Here is a 17,882-nt window from a genome sequence, read left to right as displayed (position 1 = left end):
GAGACTCCCATGTCCGGTTCAGAAATCCAGAAAACACGTGTCATCAATGAGCTGCGTGACTTTATTCGCAAATTGCTGCAAGACCCAAAAATTCTTGAGCAATCCCTTGTGATCGCCAGGCAGCAGTTAACCGAAGGCAATAGCCCAGCGACTATGGCGCGGATTGCTAACGAAATTTCCGACACCACCAGTGTGCACATACCTGAAGACCCTGCTGAGCACTCTGAGGCTGATAAGCTCTTTTTAGAACTGCTGCGTGAAGTAGTTCAAGAAGAGCAAGCGCTTTATTAACTATTGCTAGGAAGTAACGGTATCGGCGAAGCGTTTAGCGACTTCGCCGTCTTTTTTGTTATCGCCTGATCGGCACCCTTATTCACTCGGAATTAACCTTCACCATGTCTACTACCGCCACGCGCAACATTTTGGTGACTAGCGCGCTCCCTTACGCCAACGGAGCCATTCACCTCGGTCACTTACTTGAGTATATCCAGACTGATATCTGGGTACGTTTCCAGAAAAGTCGTGGCCAACAGTGCTACTACGTGTGTGCCGATGACGCCCATGGCACCGCCATTATGCTGCGTGCGGAACAGGAAGGTATTACCTCGGAAGCGCTGATTGAACGAGTTTCCAACGATCACCAAACGGACTTTGCTCGTTTTGGTGTCGGGTTCGACAACTACCACTCGACCCACTCTGCTGAAAACCGCTACTTCAGCGAAATGATTTACAAGCGTTTGCGGGATAAAGGCCATATTGCTACTCGCGATATTGAGCAGATGTTTGACCCCCAAAAAGGTCTGTTTCTAGCCGATCGCTTCATTAAAGGCACCTGCCCTAAATGCGGCGCTGATGACCAGTATGGCGATAACTGCGAAAAGTGTGGCGCTACCTACACCCCCGCCGACTTAATTAATCCAGTTTCGGCTATCTCAGGTGCCACGCCCGAAGTACGCACCTCGACTCACTACTTCTTCAAGCTGCCCGACTTTGCCGGCTTTTTGCAGCGCTGGATTGATGACGGCCACGTTCAGCCGCAAATACGTAATAAGCTGATGGAGTGGTTTGAGTCCGGCTTTAACGAGTGGGACATTTCCCGCGACGCGCCCTACTTTGGCTTTGAAATTCCTGATGCACCCGGCAAGTACTTCTATGTCTGGCTGGATGCGCCGATTGGCTATTTGGCCAGTTTTAAAAACCTCTGTGACCGTGAAGGTATCGACTTCGACAGCTACTGGAACAAAGACTCGAAGGCCGAGGTGTATCACTTTATCGGCAAAGATATCGTCTACTTCCATGCGCTGTTCTGGCCCGCTATGCTGCATGGCGCTGACCTGCGCACGCCCACCGCCGTCAACTGCCACGGTTTCCTGACCGTAGACGGCGCCAAGATGTCGAAATCCCGCGGTACTTTTATTAAAGCCGCTACCTACGCCGACCATCTCAACCCCGAGTATCTGCGCTACTACTTTGCCGCTAAGCTTACTTCTAAAGTCGACGACCTGGATCTGAATCTGGAAGATTTTGCCGCACGGGTAAACTCTGATTTAGTCGGCAAGGTGGTCAACATTGCCAGCCGCTGCGCCGGTTTTGTTAAAAAACTTGGCGGCGGGAGTCTCTCAAGCCACTGCGCTGAGCCACAAATGGTCGCCCGCTTTATTGCCGCCGGTGACGATATTGCCGAAGATTTTGAAGCACGCGAATTTAGCCGGGCAATGCGCAAAATTATGGAACTGGCAGACGAAGCCAACACCTATATTGCTGACAAAGAGCCCTGGGCACTGGCCAAGCAGGATGGCCGCGATACTGAAGTACTGGAAATATGCTCGGTAGGCATTAACCTGTTCCGTCAGTTAATGGTGTATCTAGCGCCCGTGGTACCGGCTATGGCCGTAGAAGCTCGCGCGTTTCTTAACGTTGATTCGCTGGACTGGCATTCTCGTCAAACGGTCCTGACCGATCATCCGATCAACAAATTCAAGCCGCTGATGACCCGCGTCGAACGCGATAAGATTGATGCCATGATTGAAGCGTCGAAGGAGGATCTCGTGGAAGAGCAAAAGCTGAAAGAAGCGCCCAAAGGCCCGCTGGCGGAAGACCCTATCGCTAAGGAAATCGACTTTGCAGCTTTTGCCAAGGTAGACCTAAGGATTGCGCGCATTGCCAAAGCCGAATACGTGGAAGGCGCCGACAAGCTACTGCAGTTGACCCTCGATCTGGGTGGCGAAACCCGCAACGTCTTCTCCGGCATTCGCTCCGCCTACGCGCCGGAAGCATTAGAAGGTCGCTTAACGGTTATGGTCGCCAACCTGGCACCGCGCAAAATGCGCTTTGGCGTATCGGAAGGCATGGTGTTGGCCTCTGCCAACGAAGATGGCATCTATCTGCTCTCCCCTGACACGGGTGCTGAACCGGGCCAGCGGGTAACCTAATCCGTCGCGTAAGCGGTAGGCAAGTTAAAGGGCAGAGACTCAAAGCGCTCTGCCCTTTGCATTTTTATTAAAGCGGCTCTGTTATTCAAGCTTCCTACTGCATAGGTGTTTCACACATCAAACTTCCTTACCTCCCACTAGCCAATGCCGCCTTTTCTTCGCACAATACGCCGCTATGAGTGAGCTATTTATCATTTTGATTAGCACCGCGCTGGTCAACAACTTCGTACTGGTTCAGTTCCTGGGCCTATGCCCGTTTATGGGCGTCTCTAACAAACTGGAGTCGGCCATGGGCATGTCCCTGGCCACCACTTTTGTGCTGACCCTGGCGTCGGCTGCTAGTTTCGTGGTTTATCACGGCCTACTGGTGCCCTTGGATGTGACCTACCTGCGCACCATCAGCTTTATCGTGGTGATCGCCGCTGTGGTTCAGTTTACCGAAATCATGGTTCGCCAATTGAGTCCGCTGCTACACCAAGTGCTGGGCATTTTCCTGCCGCTCATCACCACCAACTGCGCAGTATTGGGCGTAGCGCTGCTGTCATTAAACCGTGAGTTAAGCTTTTTCCATACCACCCTTTATGGACTGGGCGCAGCGCTGGGCTTCTCGCTAATATTGGTGCTATTCGCGGCAATGCGGGAGCGACTGGCGGGGGCGGATATTCCCAAACCCTTCCAAGGCGCCGCGATTGCTATGGTCACCGCCAGCCTAATGTCGTTGGCATTTCTCGGCTTTTCAGGGTTGGTGCAGGGATGAAGGCAGCGTGCGATGTATAGCAGCATTGATGTCATTGGTATCCTGAGCGCAATCGCGGTCTTAACCGGCTTGGGTGTCGGTTTTGGTGCCCTGCTGGGGGTGGTTAGCGAACGCTTTAAGCGCGAAGATAACCCGCTTGTTGAGCAAATTGATGCGATTTTACCGCAAACCCAGTGTGGTCAGTGTGGCTATCCAGGCTGTCGCCCTTACGCCGAGGCGATTAACCAAGGCGATGCGCTGAATAAATGCCCACCGGGTGGTGAGGCGACGATACATGCCCTTGCCGACCTCTTGGGTCGCGAGCCCGCACCTCTGGATGGCGAAGCCCAGAGCGTAGCTAAGGTAGCGTTTATTCGCGAAGAGGAGTGCATCGGCTGCACGAAATGCATCCAAGCCTGCCCGGTTGATGCAATTATCGGCGCAGCTAAGTTAATGCATACCGTGATTGAAGACGAGTGCACCGGCTGCGATCTCTGCCTTGACCCCTGTCCCGTGGACTGCATCGATATGCTGCCGCGCTCCGCTCCGCTCAACCAGTGGCAGCCGGTAGTGGCGCACTCATCAAACGTGATTGCCAGCGACCGCCAATCCGCACAAGGGGAGCCTTGATGTCGAACGCCTATGACTTCCCCGGTGGCATTTATCCACCAGAGCGTAAACAGCGCTCCAACCGATCTGCACTAACTGAAGCGCCGCTGCCAAGCCGAGTAATTCTTACCCTGCAGCAGCACAGCGGCCAGGCCGCCACGCCCTGTGTGGCACCGGGCGATACGGTAAAAGTGGGCAGCGTGATTGCCAAACGTGAAGGCATGATCTCTAGCGACCTGCACGCCAGCATTAGCGGAATGGTGAGCGAGGTTAACGCTACCCAAATCTCCATTGAGGGCGATGGGCAAGATGAGTGGCTCCGGCTGCCACCATTGGCGTGGCAATATGTTGAACCCCATGCGCTGCTCGAGCGTTTAAACGACAGCGGTATCGTCGGCTTAGGTGGCGCTGGGTTTCCCACCCATATTAAAGCGCGGGTGGTGGAGCGGCATGCGATTAACACCCTGGTGATTAACGCCGCCGAATGCGAGCCCTATATTACCGTCGACGACCTTACCCTGCGCCACCACGCTAACGAAGTGCTCGAAGGTGCGCAGATAATCGCCAAGCTGTGCGGCGCACAGCATATAATTATTGGCATCGAGGATAACAAACCCGAGGCCATAGAAGCCCTGAAGCACGCCCTTTCAAATAGCCAGCCGATCAGCATTGAGCTGAAAGTGATAGCCACCCGCTACCCCAGCGGCGGCGAGCGCCAGCTAATTAAAAGGCTGCTAAACCTTAACGTACCCAGCGGAGGGCTGCCCGCTGATGTGGGCGTGCTCTGCCATAACCCAGGCACCCTGCTGGCGATACTACACGCGGTGCGTGATGGGCAGCCGTTAGTTTCCAGGGTGGTCACGCTGACGGGAGAGGCGATTTCCCAGCCCGGCAATCGCTGGGTGCGCCTGGGCACATCCGTTAGAGAGCTGCTGGAACAGGCAGGGCTGAATACCCCAGAGTTACACCAAGTGATTCAGGGTGGCCCCATGATGGGCACGCCACTGCTAACACTTGATGCGCCGGTCACCAAACTAACCAATTGTTTAATCGCGGCAACGATTGAAGAGTTGCCGCCACCCCCGGCAGAATCGCCCTGCATTCGCTGCGGCGAGTGCGAAAGTGTTTGCCCGGTCGCGCTGCTGCCGCAACAGCTGCACTGGTACGCCCGCGCTCAAGACGATGCCAAGCTGGAGCGCTATCACCTGTTTGACTGCATTGAGTGCGGTGCCTGCAGCTACGTCTGCCCTAGCCATATTCCGCTCGTCGTGGATTACCGGGAAGCTAAAAGCCGGTTACGACTGCAGCGAATTGAGACAGCAAAAGCGGAGCACGCCAAGCACCGCTTTGAGTTTCGCCAAGCGCGGCTTGCTCGGGAGGAGGCTGAGAAACAGGCACGCAAGGAAGCCCGTCAGGCGCAACAGCGGCGCCCGTCTAACACTATTGCAGCCAGCAGCGAAAAGGTCGACTTACGCGGTCTGCGCATCGCCCATGCCGCCGCCAAAGCATCGGTCAAAAAGGCTGAAAAAACCCTGGCGCGAGTCGCTCAGGAAGACCCCAAACAATCCCTGGATGACTTTGAAATGCAGCTTGCCACCGCCCAGGAGAACTTAAAAGCAGCCGAATTGCAGCTTGCCCAGGCGCGCGAACAGCAGTCTAGCGAGGAGTCGTCATGAGCATGATGCGCGCGTCAGGGGTTAAAGATGCCATGACGGCAACGTCTGTACCGCCAACGGCGAGCTTAATGCGCTGGGTAATTGCGGCAACCCTGCCAGGCATCGCCACCATGAGCTACTTCTTTGGCCTTGGCGTCATCAGCAACGTGGTAATAGCCGCCGTATTTGGCGTTGCGCTTGAAGCCGCCGTGCTGTGGCTACGCAAGCGCCCCATTCGTGTGACGCTGAATGACTCAAGCGCCCTGCTTACCGGCGTTTTGCTAGGAGCATCACTGCCACCCGCTAGCCCTTGGTGGCTTATCGGTGTTGGTATGATCGCGGCGATTGTGGTCGCCAAGCAGCTATACGGCGGCTTGGGGCATAACCCGTTTAACCCCGCCATGGTGGGCTATGCGCTGCTGTTGGTGTCCTTTCCTACCTACATGACACTGTGGGCACCACCCCAGGCACTGATACCAAACGGCTTATGGGCACAAATCGCTGGAACGCTGCCGACCGCTCAGCTGGATAGTTTGAGCGGCGCAACACCCCTTGATGCTTTTAAGCATAAAGGCGAAGCCGTGCTGGCCAGCGAGTTCTGGGCGACCAATCCACTGCCGGATGGAACCCTAAGTGCCTGGCGATGGGTAGCTCTTGCTTGGTTAGCGGGTGGAGTACTATTGTTGGTGAAGCGGGTTATTAGCTGGCATATCCCGATCGCTATGCTTGGCAGCGTATTACTACTAGCCACACTGTTTTATCTCAGCGACCCCAGCCACTTTGCTTCACCGCTGTTCCACCTGCTCACTGGGGCAACGCTATTTGGGGCGTTCTTTATTGCCACCGACCCGGTATCCGCCGCCACCAGCCAACGCGGCAAACTTATCTATGGCGCGGGGATTGGTGCGCTAATTATCATTATTCGCACCGTTGGCGGCTACCCCGATGCGGTGGCGTTTGCGGTATTGCTGATGAACCTGTGCGTACCATTACTTGATCTATATAGCGTGCCGCGCCCCACTGGCCATCCAAACACCTCATCAGGTGAGCGGCCATGACGCTCTTCCAAGCCTCGCAGCGTGGCGCGCTTGCCCTAGGCACTTTTGCCTTGGTAACAGCGGGCAGCGTCGCACTTACGCGCGCACTAACCGCCGAACGTATTGAGACGCATCAGTTGGCTTACCAACACCGACAGCTGCAGGAAGTACTGCCCGAAGCGTTGGCCAATACGCCCGTCACCCAAGTGTTGGAGAGCACTTTTACACTTCCCAACCCAGAAGCGCTAGGGCTTGCGAGCGATAGCCAAGGCTGGTGGGTAAGTGACAGCGAGATCAATAACCAGAGCAGAAATGGGAGAAGCGCAGTGATCTTGCCGGTGGTGACCCGACAGGGTTATAACGGCGAAATCCGCCTGCTGATTGGCATTGACGAGCAGCAGCGTATTAGCGGCGTGCGCGTTACCCAGCACCAGGAAACGCCTGGGCTGGGTGATGACATTGAGCGCAGCCGCAGCGACTGGATCACTGACTTTAACGGCCTGGGATTAGATAGTTTGCCGCCGGAAGGATGGGCGGTAGCTAAAGATGGTGGTCACTTTGATGCTTTTACCGGTGCGACGATTACGCCCAGGGCCGTGGTAAATGCTGTCCATAAAGCGCTTCAGTACGCCACCTATACACCGCTACCGATTACCTTCGAGGAGTCCACCTTATGAGCCAGTGGCGCGAACTCGCCCGAAGCGGCCTTTGGTCGAATAACCCTGTACTGGTTCAGTTACTAGGACTCTGCCCACTGCTGGCAGTCAGCGGCAGCGTCGTCAATGCGCTGGGGCTGGCTCTGGCCACGCTAATGGTCATGGTGGGCGCCAGCACGGCGATTTCGCTGATTCGTCACCAGGTGCCCAGCGCGGTGCGCCTACCCGCTTTTGTGATGGTCATTGCCGCCTTTGTCACCTGCGCTGAACTGCTGATGGCTGCCTATGCCTACCCGCTTTATCAAGTATTGGGGATTTTCATTCCACTGATCGTCACCAACTGCGCCATTCTCGGTCGGGCCGATGCCTTTGCCTCCCGCCAGCCGGTACTTCCAGCGGCCATAGACGGCTTGATGATGGGCCTCGGTTTTGGTGCGGTACTGGTGCTGCTTGGCGCGCTACGCGAGCTACTCGGCCAAGGCACGCTATTTAGCGGTATGGCGCTACTGTTTGGGCCCGACGCGGCCAATTGGCAGCTAACTATTGCCGACGACTACCAGTTTCTGTTTTTCATACTGCCGCCGGGGGCGTTCTTTGTGGCAGGCATGTTAATCGCCCTGAAAAATGTCATCGACCAACGTAGCGCTGCCCGTGCCCGACCAGTGGCAGCCGCACCGCGCGCCGATCGCCGCGTGCGGGTCACCGGTACGATTAAGTAAACGGCACACGTAAACAACCGCTTGTATTAATAATTTGTATTAATAAAGAGACACGCCATGAATGCCCAAAAGCGTCATGAAATCTTTACTCGCCTCCAGGCAGAGAACCCGCACCCAACCACCGAGCTTAATTGGAACACGCCGTTTGAGCTGTTGGCCGCCGTATTGCTTTCCGCCCAAGCCACCGATGTGGGCGTTAATAAAGCCACGGCGCGGCTCTATCCAGTCGCCAACACGCCCCAGGCGATTATTGATTTAGGTATCGATGAGCTTAAAGCGCATATCAAAACCATCGGCCTATATAACACCAAAGCCGAAAATCTGATGAAAACCTGCCACATGCTGGTCGATCTGCACGGCGGCGAGGTGCCCGGCACCCGCCAAGCGCTAGAGGCCTTGCCAGGGGTAGGTCGTAAAACCGCCAACGTGATACTTAATACCGCCTTTGGCCAGCCCACCATGGCAGTGGATACGCATATTTTCCGGGTATCCAACCGCACCGGCATCGCTAAAGGCAAAGATGTTGTTGAGGTGGAGCAAAAACTGCTGCGGCACGTGCCCAAAGCCTTCCTTCACGATGCTCACCACTGGCTGATTCTGCACGGCCGTTACACTTGCATCGCCCGTAAACCGCGCTGTGGTAGCTGTATTATCGAGGATCTATGCGATTATAAAGATAAAACCGAACTCGCATAGACGGAGCGTTACATGCCTACCCCCGCTACGCTACTGCATGACCAGCCCATCGAGAGGCGTATTGATGCGCTGTTGGATCTCTCAAAGCAACATGCCGAGCACTTCTGTAGCCCCGGGTCATGGCTGGCGCGGCAACGCTATATTGCCCAGCACCCCACCTCCATCGTGGTGATGAAGTGTATGGATGGGCGGATTCATATTCCCCATGCTACGCGTACGCCGTTAGGGATTATTACCCCATTTCGTAATCTCGGCGGCATTTTTGATTTGGGCTGGCCCTACTTGGGTGAGCTACTGACCGACACGGTAGTCGATGCGGCTCAAGCGGGGCGCGCCACACTGATGCTGATCACCTATCACTTTTCGCGAGGCAACCAGGCCCGTGGCTGCGCCGGTTTTAATTGCGATACACAGGCCGCTAAAGCCCACGCCTATACCATCGCCGAACAGGCGGGGAAGCTGTTTGGTCACGATCACCAGCAGGTTTATCCGCTGGTATGTGGCTTTGAAACCGACAGCGATGCGCTAATAATTCACGGGAAAGAGGGTGCGACCCTTGATGTAAGCGACTGGGCGGGGCGTGCCGCCGAAGGTCTAAGCAGTCAACTGAATTCTATTTGCCCGGATATGCCTCATCACATGCAGCGAGATCTGCTGCCGTTGCTGGAAGGCAATCTAGCCCACGTTAGCGAACTACAGGGTATCGAGCGGGAGCTGGATATCGAACACCGTGAATGGGTAATCTGCATAGGCCGGGGCTTTGATTTTTTGCACTTACCCAATACTGCCTTGATCATAGGCCCCTACGGGCCTGATTTAGCGGTACCCATTGGCACGGCGGCCACCATTATTGACGCCAACATGCGCGCCGGACGCATTCCAGACGATGGTTTTATGCTGCTGGCCTCAACACCCTACCAACATAGTGGCGTCGATCGCGCCCGGGCAGAGCTGAAATCACATTTCCTATCCGAGTTTGCCGAGCAGGTGATTCACCGAGAACACCCAACACTTGCGCAAAAGATGCGTCGCCATACCGCCGTGGTTCACTGGCCTACTCGCCGGCTAGACCCGCTAGACTGATAAAAGCTGGCGATATGCCTCACGCCAAGCAGGCCACTCCCATGCCGTGGCATCAAGGCGTTCAGGACGAGATGCCGGGTCGGTTAGCCAAGCACTAAGCCGCTCATAAAGCCCTTCCCGGGTACCGTCATAACGATAGGCTGGCGGGTAGAGAGCGGGGAAACAGAGCCGATCAGGCACTAGCGGCAGCGCCCCGCGCTGGGCGGCTTCCATAATCGCCAAGCCCTGAAACTCATGCCATGTCGTTGATACCACAATACCGGCGCTATCCAGCAGCTCGCGATACGCCTCTTCCGGCTGTGGCCCCCAAGCCACAATATGCTTGGCTAAGCGCTGCTCGGCCTCGGCAAAAATAGCCGGGGCTTGACGAAAACGCTGACCCATTACCGCTAGCTCAAACGAGACCCCGGCGTCGCTCAAGGCAAACAGCACCGCAAAGAAGTCGTCGGGGTTTTTGTCGTACTCCCAGCGATGATTCCAAACAATACGATGGGGCATCGTTGCATCGCGAGACGTTTTATTGCTAACAGGGATGGGAACCGGCAGCACCTGGGCACGCGAACGCAGCGCCTCTAAGGGCTTAACCGCGGGGAGGTTTTCCGGCATTTTTTTCAGAAAGGCTCGCGCGCCATCGATAAAAGAGTCGCGGTTGTAGGCGCTGTTAAACACCACGCTATCCGCCGCCAACGCCGTATAAAGATTGACCATCTTGGCCTCTACTTGCGGCATCTGATCGCTCGATTCCGGATAGGCAAACTGGTTTTCATGGAAATAGACGATTTTTTTAGCTTGCCCCAAGTGGGGGAAAAGCCCGACCAGCGTTGCCAAATCAACCATCGAAGTGGCCAAGACCACATCGAAATGCTGGCTAAGGGTGTCATGCTCTTTTAGCATCCAGCTCAGCGGATTACCGCGAATGCGCCAACGAAAATGTCTTGGCGGCAAGCTCAACGACGTCCACCTGACCTCACCAATAGTGTCCATCAAACTTTCCGCCCAATAGCGATGACTCACCGCTTCATAGGCAGATAATAGTAATACGCGCATTAGTAGCCTTAACTGCTATTCAGTAGACAGCCATAACAGTTTTAGCCATGGCAATAAATCAAACAGTGTATCAAAGCGTGCTTGATAGCTCCTCTGTGGTAGCTCACTTGTTTTGCATACATTCGGCCAAGGTCGTCTTGGCTGACCTGTTAGATCTATCTAGACTGAAAGCATACTTCGCTAAAACAAATAAAAGCAGGAGAGCTCCATGGCTAAAGTGCTCGTCGTCGATGACGAACCCAACATTGTTTTATCGCTAGAATTTCTGATGGAGCAAGCAGGGTTTGAGGTCGTCACTGCCGAAGATGGTGAACAAGCCCTGGCAAGAGTGAATGATAGCCAGCCCGATCTACTCTTACTCGATATTAGCCTGCCGGGGATTAGCGGTTTTGACGTTTTAGAGCGGCTGCGTAGCGAAGCGGCTACCGCTCTGCTTCCCATTATCATGCTGACTGCTCACGGGCGTGACGTCGAGCGGGAGAAAGGCATGGCGCTGGGCGCAGATGACTACATCACCAAGCCCTTCTCTACCCAATCGCTAGTCGAAAAAGTCAAAGCGCTACTGATTGAGGATCAGCCATGACCCGAGGCGGGCTGCCCAAACGTCAGCGCCTGATTGGCCTCTGGCTGCTACTTAGTGGCATCAGCCTGCTGGGTGGAGCCATTTTTGCCGCCTGGCTGGATGCGAAACTTGCCCCCACTGGCGTAACGCGTATTGCCCTGTGGCTAGGCAGCTTCTCCGGTGGCGCAACGATTTTTTTAGTCGGCTTGCTGCTTGAGCGCATGCTGTTTACCCCGCTGCGCCATTTACAGGTACAGCTGGCGCGCTTAGTCGCAAACCCGGACGCACGAGATGAGCACCCACCCGAAGGTTGGCTAAAAGGGCTGGGGCCAGACCTACGTCGAGTGCGCGAAAGCTGGCGATCAGATCGCAGCCGTCTCGCCACCGCTCACGCCGACGGCGCCCGCAGCGCCGCACGCATTCGCCAGGAGCTGGAAACGCTGCTGCAAGTACTCGAAACGCCGCTGCTACTGTGTGATCATCACCGCCGCCTCATGCTGTTTAATCAGGCAGCCGAGGACTTTTTTGAGGGTAATACCGGATTAGGGCTGGGCAAACGCCTGGAGGCGCTGCTACCGGTAGCGAGCATACAGCACATGCTCAGCCAACTGCCTAACGATGGCTCCCCGCGTGAATTACTCGCTCCCTGTGACGACCGCTGGCTCAAGGTGATTTTACGCCGCGTACCGGGTAGTGATGGCGAAACATTGCTGACCTTTAGTGACGCCACTGCATCCTGGTCGAGTGAAATGGGCGTTAGAGCGGAACTGGCGGCGATGCTGACACCGCTTCGTCAGCATACCGCCAGCCTGACCAGCGCCGCCGATGCCCTGATACAACTGCGCGATCAAAATGACGCCAGCACGTCGTCTTTACGCCAGCGTTTTGAACGGGTAATCCACGAGGAAGGCGTTACGCTCGGCGACAACGTGGCTAAAATCGGCCAGCTACTCGACGACATGCAACACCAGGGCGAGCGCTTAACGCCCATGTGGTCAAACGACTTCTGGCAAGCGTTGGATGAGCGCCTTGACCCGGAGCATCGCTTAATCACCCCGGTGGGCATGCCTGCCTGGTTTAAAGGCGACGCCCCCGCTCTAATTGCGCTGTTCGACTCTTTAGTCAAGCACCTCAATACCCATCTGCCTGACAGTGGCTTTGAGGGTGAGATATGCCTGGGCAATAAACGCGTCTATCTTGACCTTATTTGGCACGGCAAAGCGATCCCTGAGCATGAGCTGGCGGAGTGGCGACAGCAGCCGCTAAACTCACTGCCGTTGACGCCAAGCGTTGCTGATGTGATGCGCCAACACGCCAGCGACATCTGGAGCCTTGCCGACGATGATGGCGTTCACTCACGCCTGCGACTTCCCCTGCCCGCCATGGAGCGCGTCGGCGCCCCACGAGAAACCGCACCTCCGCGCCCTGAATTTCATGACTTTGGCATTGCCGACCTACCCCCGCCGGATGAAGCTCTCGCCAGCCGAACGCTGCGCAGCCTGGAAATAGTGGCTTTTGATACTGAAACCACCGGGCTGGAACTGCGCCGGGGCGACACCGTCATCAGTCTTGGCGCTTGCCGCGTGGTCAACGCCCGTTTATTGGCAAGCGAGGTCTTCGATCAAAAAGTTGATCCGCAGCGACCGATCCCACCGGCTAGCACCGCAATTCACGGCCTTACCGATGCCGATGTGGTCGGTGCGCCGCCGCTGGACATTGTGCTTACTCGGTTTCGTGATTATGTCAGCGAAGCCGTATTGCTGGCCCATAACGCCGCCTTTGATCTGCTCGCCATCAGCCACAAAGGGGTCGCCTTTGATATCCCAGTGATCGATACCCTGCTGATTTCACGGGCACTGGATGAAGCGCTGGATGGGCATGATCTGGATAGCCTGGCACAGCGCTATGATCTGGCTTTTCCACCAGGGACGCGCCACACTGCATTAGGCGATGCCCGCGTCACTGCCGAGCTATGGCTAGCCCTGCTGCCACGCTTAGAAGCCCGCGGTGTCGATACGCTTGAGCAGTTGTTAGCGCTGCAAGCCAACGCCTTCGACCAACAGGATGCCAGTGCCTGATGAAACCTTTCGGTATGAAATCACGACAAACAGAGCGCCTAATGGCCCTGGTGGCGATTGCCCTGCTGCTGTTCTCCCCACCGTTGATTATCGTGGTGGATCGACTACCTACCTATAACTTGGGCTGGCTACCGCTCTATCTATTTATCGTCTGGGCAGTGGTGATCGGCTTAACTGCTTGGCTGATGGAACAGCGTGCAGGCCGCTAGCCATGCGTAGTGAGGCGATCATCCTCGGCACCGCCTTTGGCTACTTGGCGCTGCTGTTTGTGGTCGCTGCCTGGGGTGACCGGCGGGCGGAGCAGGGTCGCTCCATCATTGGTTCGCCAACGGTATACGCCCTCTCCATTGCTGTTTACTGCACGGCCTGGACGTTCTACGGCAGCGTAGGGCGTGCAGCCGAGTATGGCCCCAGCTTTTTGCTCATCTACCTGGGCCCCACTCTGGCGATGCTGTTGGCCCCTTCGGTCATCCGCAAGATGGTGCGCATCGCGGCACGACAGCGGATTACCTCAATTGCCGACTTTATCAGCGCCCGCTACGGCAAAAGCACCAGTTTAGGCGCCCTTGTTGCCGTAATGGCCCTGATTAGCATTACCCCCTATATTGCCCTGCAGTTAAAAGCTATTACCGTAAGTCACGCGGTACTGATTAATTATCCTCGCGCGGCCGACACCACATTAGTGGATGAACACTTCTGGATGGATAAGTCCCTCTGGGTCGCCTTGGTATTGGCGGTCTTTATTATTCTGTTTGGCACGCGCCACCTGGATGCCAGCGAGCGTCATGAAGGCATGGTGGCGGCGATCGCGGTAGAATCCATCGTTAAGCTGGTGGCCTTTATGGCCGTTGGCGTGTTCGTGGTGTTTGTAATGTTTGAAGGTCCCGCTGCGCTGTTTGCCCAGGTAGCGGCCACTCCTGCCCTTATCGATAGCATGCGGCTGGATAGTGTTCCGGGTGGCGCCACTGGCTGGGTGGGCATGCTGGTGCTGGCCTTTCTGGCCTTCTTAACTCTGCCCCGTCAATTCCAGGTTTTGGTGGTCGAGAATGTCGATGAGCAGCACTTAGCGAGAGCAAGCTGGCTATTTCCCCTCTACATGCTGCTGATTAACCTGTTCGTTATTCCCATTGCGCTGGCTGGACTGCTGCTGGGCGTCAGCGCGGGTGACCCGGACAGTTTCGTGCTAACGCTGCCGCTCTCAGCAGGTTTAGAGGGGCTGCCGCTACTGGTCTTTATTGGTGGCCTCTCTGCAGCGACAGGCATGGTGATTGTCGAGACAATCGCGCTTTCAACCATGGTCAGCAACCAGTTGGTGATGCCTCTTCTGCTGCGCTCACGGCGGCTGCACTTAAGTTCCAGTGGGGAGCTTGCCGGTTGGCTGTTGGGTATTCGGCGCATTGCTATCGTGCTTATTTTGCTGCTCGGCTATCTCTACCATGCGTTGATTGGTGACTCCTATAGCCTTGTCACTATTGGGCTGGTCTCCTTTGCCGGGGCAGCCCAGTTCGCTCCAGCGCTCTTGATTGGCCTGTATTGGCGCGGCGCCACTCGCCAAGGTGCCACAGCTGGCCTAATCGCCGGTTTCTTACTCTGGTGTTATACGCTGCTGCTGCCAGGGTTTGCCCAATCCGGTTGGTTGGATGCAGCACTGCTCACCGAAGGCCCCTGGGGTATCGCTTGGCTAATTCCCTATGGCTTATTCGGGCTCGAAAATTGGGATATTTATACCCATTCGCTGCTCTGGAGCATGATGGCTAACGTGGGGCTATTAGTGGGGGTATCGCTGTTTACTCGCCCTACGCCACTTGAGCAAACCCAGGCAGCGCTGTTCACAGAAGCAATGCACCCTAACCTGCAAACCACCTCGCTATCTACGTCGCTTTGGCGTGGGCAAACTACCCAGGGGGCACTCAAAGAGCTGCTAGTTCGCTATTTGGGTGCCCATACCACCCGCCGCGTATTTAGCCATAGCGGAACCAAAAGCGATTATGCGGCGGATCAGCTCGCCACTGCCGAGCTGATTACCCGAGCCGAACAGGCACTAGCAGGGGCGCTGGGCAGTTCCTCAGCGCGAGTACTGATCAACTCAGTTGTACGTGGTGAAGCGCTGGATATTGAGTCGATTCTGAGCATTTTGGACACGACCTCACAAACCCTGGAGTACAACCGCCGTTTGGAGCAGAAGTCCCAAGAGCTGGCAAAAATCGGCGAAGAGTTGCGCAGCGCCAATGAGCGCCTGCGCGAGCTGGACCGCTTGAAAGATGAGTTTGTCGCCATGGTCAGCCACGAACTACGCACGCCGCTCACCTCCATTCGTGCCTTTGCCGAAATTTTACGCGATAGCAGCCAGCTACCTATGGAGAAGCGTCAGCATTTTCTTGGTGTGATCGTCCATGAGAGCCAGCGACTGTCACGTCTAATCGAAGAGATTCTGGATCTTGCCCGCCTGGAGAGCGGTCGTTTAACGCTAAATCCAGTGCCACTCGACCTTGCCGACCTTACTCGACATAGCATTGACGCTATTGCGCATCTGCATGAAGAACGCGGCATTGCGCTAGACGTTAGCCTAGAAGCTGACCCTGCGATGGTAGTTGGCGACCATGACCGCTTAGAGCAGGTCATAATTAATCTGCTTGATAACGCGGGTAAGTTTGCCGACCGGGATCAGCCAAAAGTGCACCTCACGCTTTATCGCCATCGTCGTCATTTCCGGCTAAGCGTGGAGGATAACGGTGCGGGTATTAGCTTTGATGAGCGTGAGCGGGTGTTTGAAAAATTTCATCAAATTCAACAGGACGACGATATTCCCCGTGGTCGGCCAAGAGGCAGCGGCTTAGGGTTGCCAATTAGTAGAGGCATTATCGCCCACCTGGGCGGGCGGCTCTGGGTTGAAGATGCCAAAACCTTAGGTGGCGCCTGCTTAACTCTTGAACTCCCCGCCGCACCGGATGACGCTTCTCTCCCCGCCTCTGGCTAGGCGTTTTTCACTCCCTGAACAAAGGCTTTGATCTGCTGCAGATCAAACTTCAGCAGCAGGCGCTCATCTTCGCGCAGGCGCCGCAAATCGATCCAGCCATCAGCGGCTTGACCACGGGCTTTGTTATACCGCTGCTGATCCAATAGGCGCTGCTGCAGACGCTCAAAAGCCGCTACAAGCAACTCCGATTCAGACGACGTTAGCGCATCCGTTGTATGACTTAGCGAGATCAACCGCTCGTGTGTGGCTATGTCGCGCAGCCCGTACCGCAGACACGATAAGCGGGTGGCGCTAATCAGGGGCAACAAGCCTTGATGCTTAAGATTAATGGCTTGCTCGTGTGGGGCATCCAGGCCTGGGCTTGAGGCGAGCCGCCCAAAGCGATCCAGCGCCACCGGCAACTCATCTAGTAGCGCCGCCATTTCATCCATAAATAGTGACGCTTTGGGCAGTAGCGAAGCGATGCTCTTACCCAGTTGTTCAGCAAGCGCTGGATTACCGGCTACCGGGGCAAAATCGAGCAAGATATTGGTCTGCTGTACGCGCTTTACTTGTCGATCTGCGCTCCAAATTTCTAACTGCGCGTGCCACTCACTAAGCCGTTTGCGCCACATCGGCCAGCGCGCCATTACATGACCATGGCAGAGCGGTATACCGGCCTCATCCAGGCGCTGGGTAAACCGCTCACCCAGCGCTTGAAAATAGCCGTCAACCTCCACGTGGCGGTGGTCCGGATAGTCGTCAATAATCAGCGCATTATCCTGGTCGGGGCCTAGCAGGCTCTCGAAGCGCGCCGCGGATCCTAGTAGTAGAACGCAGTAGTCGACTGGCGGGGCGCCCCATCCCTGCGCCTGCATTTCGTCAAGGGATTGCGCTACGGCTTGGCGATACAGTGAAGCATTGTGGTCACTAATAATTTGGCTAATACGCCAGGCGGGCAGATCGTAATGTACCAACGTTTCAACCAGCGGCAGTTGCCACGCATAGGCCTCAGCTAATGAGGCGTCCGGCGAGGGGAGTTCCGAGAATAGTTTAGAGAATAGATGGTGTAACGGCGCATTGAGCGCCGAGGTATTTAGCGTTCCATTCACGTGGAATAGAGAGCGCCAGGGTGAGGCTTGGTGTACTAAACGCATGCGCCTCTCCTTCACTTAACGTTATGGCGGCGTTGCTCTACTCGCTCTGGTCGCTATCGCTTGCACGGCGGGGGTCTGGCGCGAACATCGCCTCACCCACTTCATCGATATAGCGCTGCGCTTTGGTGACCATCATGGCATCACAGGCCTCTCGCCCTGGCAGCATATCGGAACGCTCAAAGCGGTGTTCAAGGGTTTCACCATTGGCGTCAGCCTTACAAATCCAACCGCTCACGCGGTACTGACCGCTCTGATTGTCTGGCTGAGAGACAATCTCGTAGCCTTTGTATTCCACCGATTCAGCAGCTTTGGTGGTAGCGCCTGACTCAGCCTGACGATCACTGCCAAAGAGACCGGAAAGTATTTTTTTAAGCATGGTGGCTCCTTTGCTTGTAGGGCGGCAATATGAGTCTGCCGCCCTAGCAAGATATGCGCTTTTTCTCAGGGTTTATCTGAAAA

17 protein-coding genes are annotated in these 17,882 nt (G+C 55.8%); 14 read left to right on the top strand and 3 right to left on the bottom strand.

Annotated features, from left to right (window positions below; translation table 11 throughout):
* Positions 1 to 9 precede the first annotated feature (9 nt).
* From KUC_RS15220 to KUC_RS15175, 10 genes are all read left to right on the top strand, one after another.
* On the top strand, positions 10 to 291 hold the full coding sequence (locus KUC_RS15220) for a hypothetical protein (protein ID WP_007114114.1): 282 nt from the start codon (positions 10 to 12) through the stop codon (positions 289 to 291).
* Positions 292 to 395: 104 nt separating this feature from the next.
* Positions 396 to 2,432, top strand: coding sequence for a methionine--tRNA ligase (metG, locus tag KUC_RS15215; protein WP_007114113.1), 2,037 nt, complete (start codon positions 396 to 398; stop codon positions 2,430 to 2,432).
* A 175-nt stretch (positions 2,433 to 2,607) separates the two neighbouring features.
* Complete coding sequence (rsxA, locus tag KUC_RS15210) at positions 2,608 to 3,189, top strand: electron transport complex subunit RsxA (protein WP_007114112.1); 582 nt, start codon at positions 2,608 to 2,610, stop codon at positions 3,187 to 3,189.
* 12 nt (positions 3,190 to 3,201) lie between these two features.
* A complete protein-coding gene (gene rsxB / locus KUC_RS15205; protein WP_007114111.1) occupies positions 3,202 to 3,798 on the top strand; it encodes an electron transport complex subunit RsxB in 597 nt (198 codons plus the stop codon).
* Positions 3,798 to 5,453, top strand: a complete 1,656-nt coding sequence (gene rsxC, locus KUC_RS15200) for an electron transport complex subunit RsxC (RefSeq protein ID WP_007114110.1) — start codon at positions 3,798 to 3,800, stop codon at positions 5,451 to 5,453. Before rsxB ends, rsxC begins: the two co-directional genes overlap by 1 nt.
* Entirely contained in the window at positions 5,450 to 6,490 is a 1,041-nt protein-coding gene (locus KUC_RS15195; RefSeq protein WP_007114109.1) for an RnfABCDGE type electron transport complex subunit D, read from the top strand. The genes rsxC and KUC_RS15195 overlap by 4 nt, the downstream gene beginning before the upstream one ends.
* Positions 6,487 to 7,146, top strand: coding sequence for an RnfABCDGE type electron transport complex subunit G (locus tag KUC_RS15190; protein WP_007114108.1), 660 nt, complete (start codon positions 6,487 to 6,489; stop codon positions 7,144 to 7,146). Before KUC_RS15195 ends, KUC_RS15190 begins: the two co-directional genes overlap by 4 nt.
* Positions 7,143 to 7,844, top strand: coding sequence for an electron transport complex subunit E (locus KUC_RS15185; protein ID WP_007114107.1), 702 nt, complete (start codon positions 7,143 to 7,145; stop codon positions 7,842 to 7,844). Before KUC_RS15190 ends, KUC_RS15185 begins: the two co-directional genes overlap by 4 nt.
* A gap of 57 nt (positions 7,845 to 7,901) precedes the next feature.
* Positions 7,902 to 8,540, top strand: a complete 639-nt coding sequence (gene nth / locus KUC_RS15180; protein WP_007114106.1) for an endonuclease III — start codon at positions 7,902 to 7,904, stop codon at positions 8,538 to 8,540.
* Positions 8,541 to 8,552: 12 nt separating this feature from the next.
* On the top strand, positions 8,553 to 9,623 hold the full coding sequence (locus KUC_RS15175; RefSeq protein ID WP_007114105.1) for a hypothetical protein: 1,071 nt from the start codon (positions 8,553 to 8,555) through the stop codon (positions 9,621 to 9,623).
* Here the strand turns inward: KUC_RS15175 and KUC_RS15170 are convergent.
* Positions 9,615 to 10,670, bottom strand: a complete 1,056-nt coding sequence (locus tag KUC_RS15170; RefSeq protein WP_007114104.1) for a tRNA-queuosine alpha-mannosyltransferase domain-containing protein — start codon at positions 10,668 to 10,670, stop codon at positions 9,615 to 9,617. The genes KUC_RS15175 and KUC_RS15170 overlap by 9 nt on opposite strands.
* A 208-nt stretch (positions 10,671 to 10,878) precedes the next feature.
* Here KUC_RS15170 and KUC_RS15165 point away from each other — a divergent pair, with 208 nt between their 5' ends.
* From KUC_RS15165 to KUC_RS15150, 4 genes are read left to right on the top strand one after another with little or no spacing between them, the layout of a single operon-like run.
* Positions 10,879 to 11,253 carry a response regulator transcription factor gene (locus KUC_RS15165; protein ID WP_007114103.1) on the top strand — a complete coding sequence of 125 codons (375 nt, stop codon included), beginning with the start codon at positions 10,879 to 10,881 and terminating at the stop codon, positions 11,251 to 11,253.
* A complete protein-coding gene (locus tag KUC_RS15160) occupies positions 11,250 to 13,310 on the top strand; it encodes a 3'-5' exonuclease (protein WP_007114102.1) in 2,061 nt (686 codons plus the stop codon). The genes KUC_RS15165 and KUC_RS15160 overlap by 4 nt, the downstream gene beginning before the upstream one ends.
* Positions 13,310 to 13,519, top strand: coding sequence for a hypothetical protein (locus tag KUC_RS15155; protein WP_007114101.1), 210 nt, complete (start codon positions 13,310 to 13,312; stop codon positions 13,517 to 13,519). The genes KUC_RS15160 and KUC_RS15155 overlap by 1 nt, the downstream gene beginning before the upstream one ends.
* A 2-nt stretch (positions 13,520 to 13,521) precedes the next feature.
* Entirely contained in the window at positions 13,522 to 16,287 is a 2,766-nt protein-coding gene (locus tag KUC_RS15150) for a sensor histidine kinase (RefSeq protein ID WP_007114100.1), read from the top strand.
* Here KUC_RS15150 and KUC_RS15145 read toward each other — a convergent pair.
* Together KUC_RS15145 and KUC_RS15140 are read right to left on the bottom strand one after the other, a co-directional pair.
* Positions 16,284 to 17,423, bottom strand: coding sequence for a DUF294 nucleotidyltransferase-like domain-containing protein (locus KUC_RS15145; RefSeq protein ID WP_007114099.1), 1,140 nt, complete (start codon positions 17,421 to 17,423; stop codon positions 16,284 to 16,286). The two genes, KUC_RS15150 and KUC_RS15145, sit on opposite strands and share 4 nt — an antisense overlap.
* Before the next feature lie 37 nt (positions 17,424 to 17,460).
* Positions 17,461 to 17,799 carry an HlyU family transcriptional regulator gene (locus tag KUC_RS15140; RefSeq protein WP_007114098.1) on the bottom strand — a complete coding sequence of 113 codons (339 nt, stop codon included), beginning with the start codon at positions 17,797 to 17,799 and terminating at the stop codon, positions 17,461 to 17,463.
* Positions 17,800 to 17,882: the final 83 nt, after the last annotated feature.

Origin of the sequence: Vreelandella boliviensis LC1, assembly GCF_000236035.1 — a bacterium.
Taxonomy (GTDB): domain Bacteria; phylum Pseudomonadota; class Gammaproteobacteria; order Pseudomonadales; family Halomonadaceae; genus Vreelandella; species Vreelandella boliviensis.
This window is presented reverse-complemented; position numbering and strand designations above follow the sequence as displayed.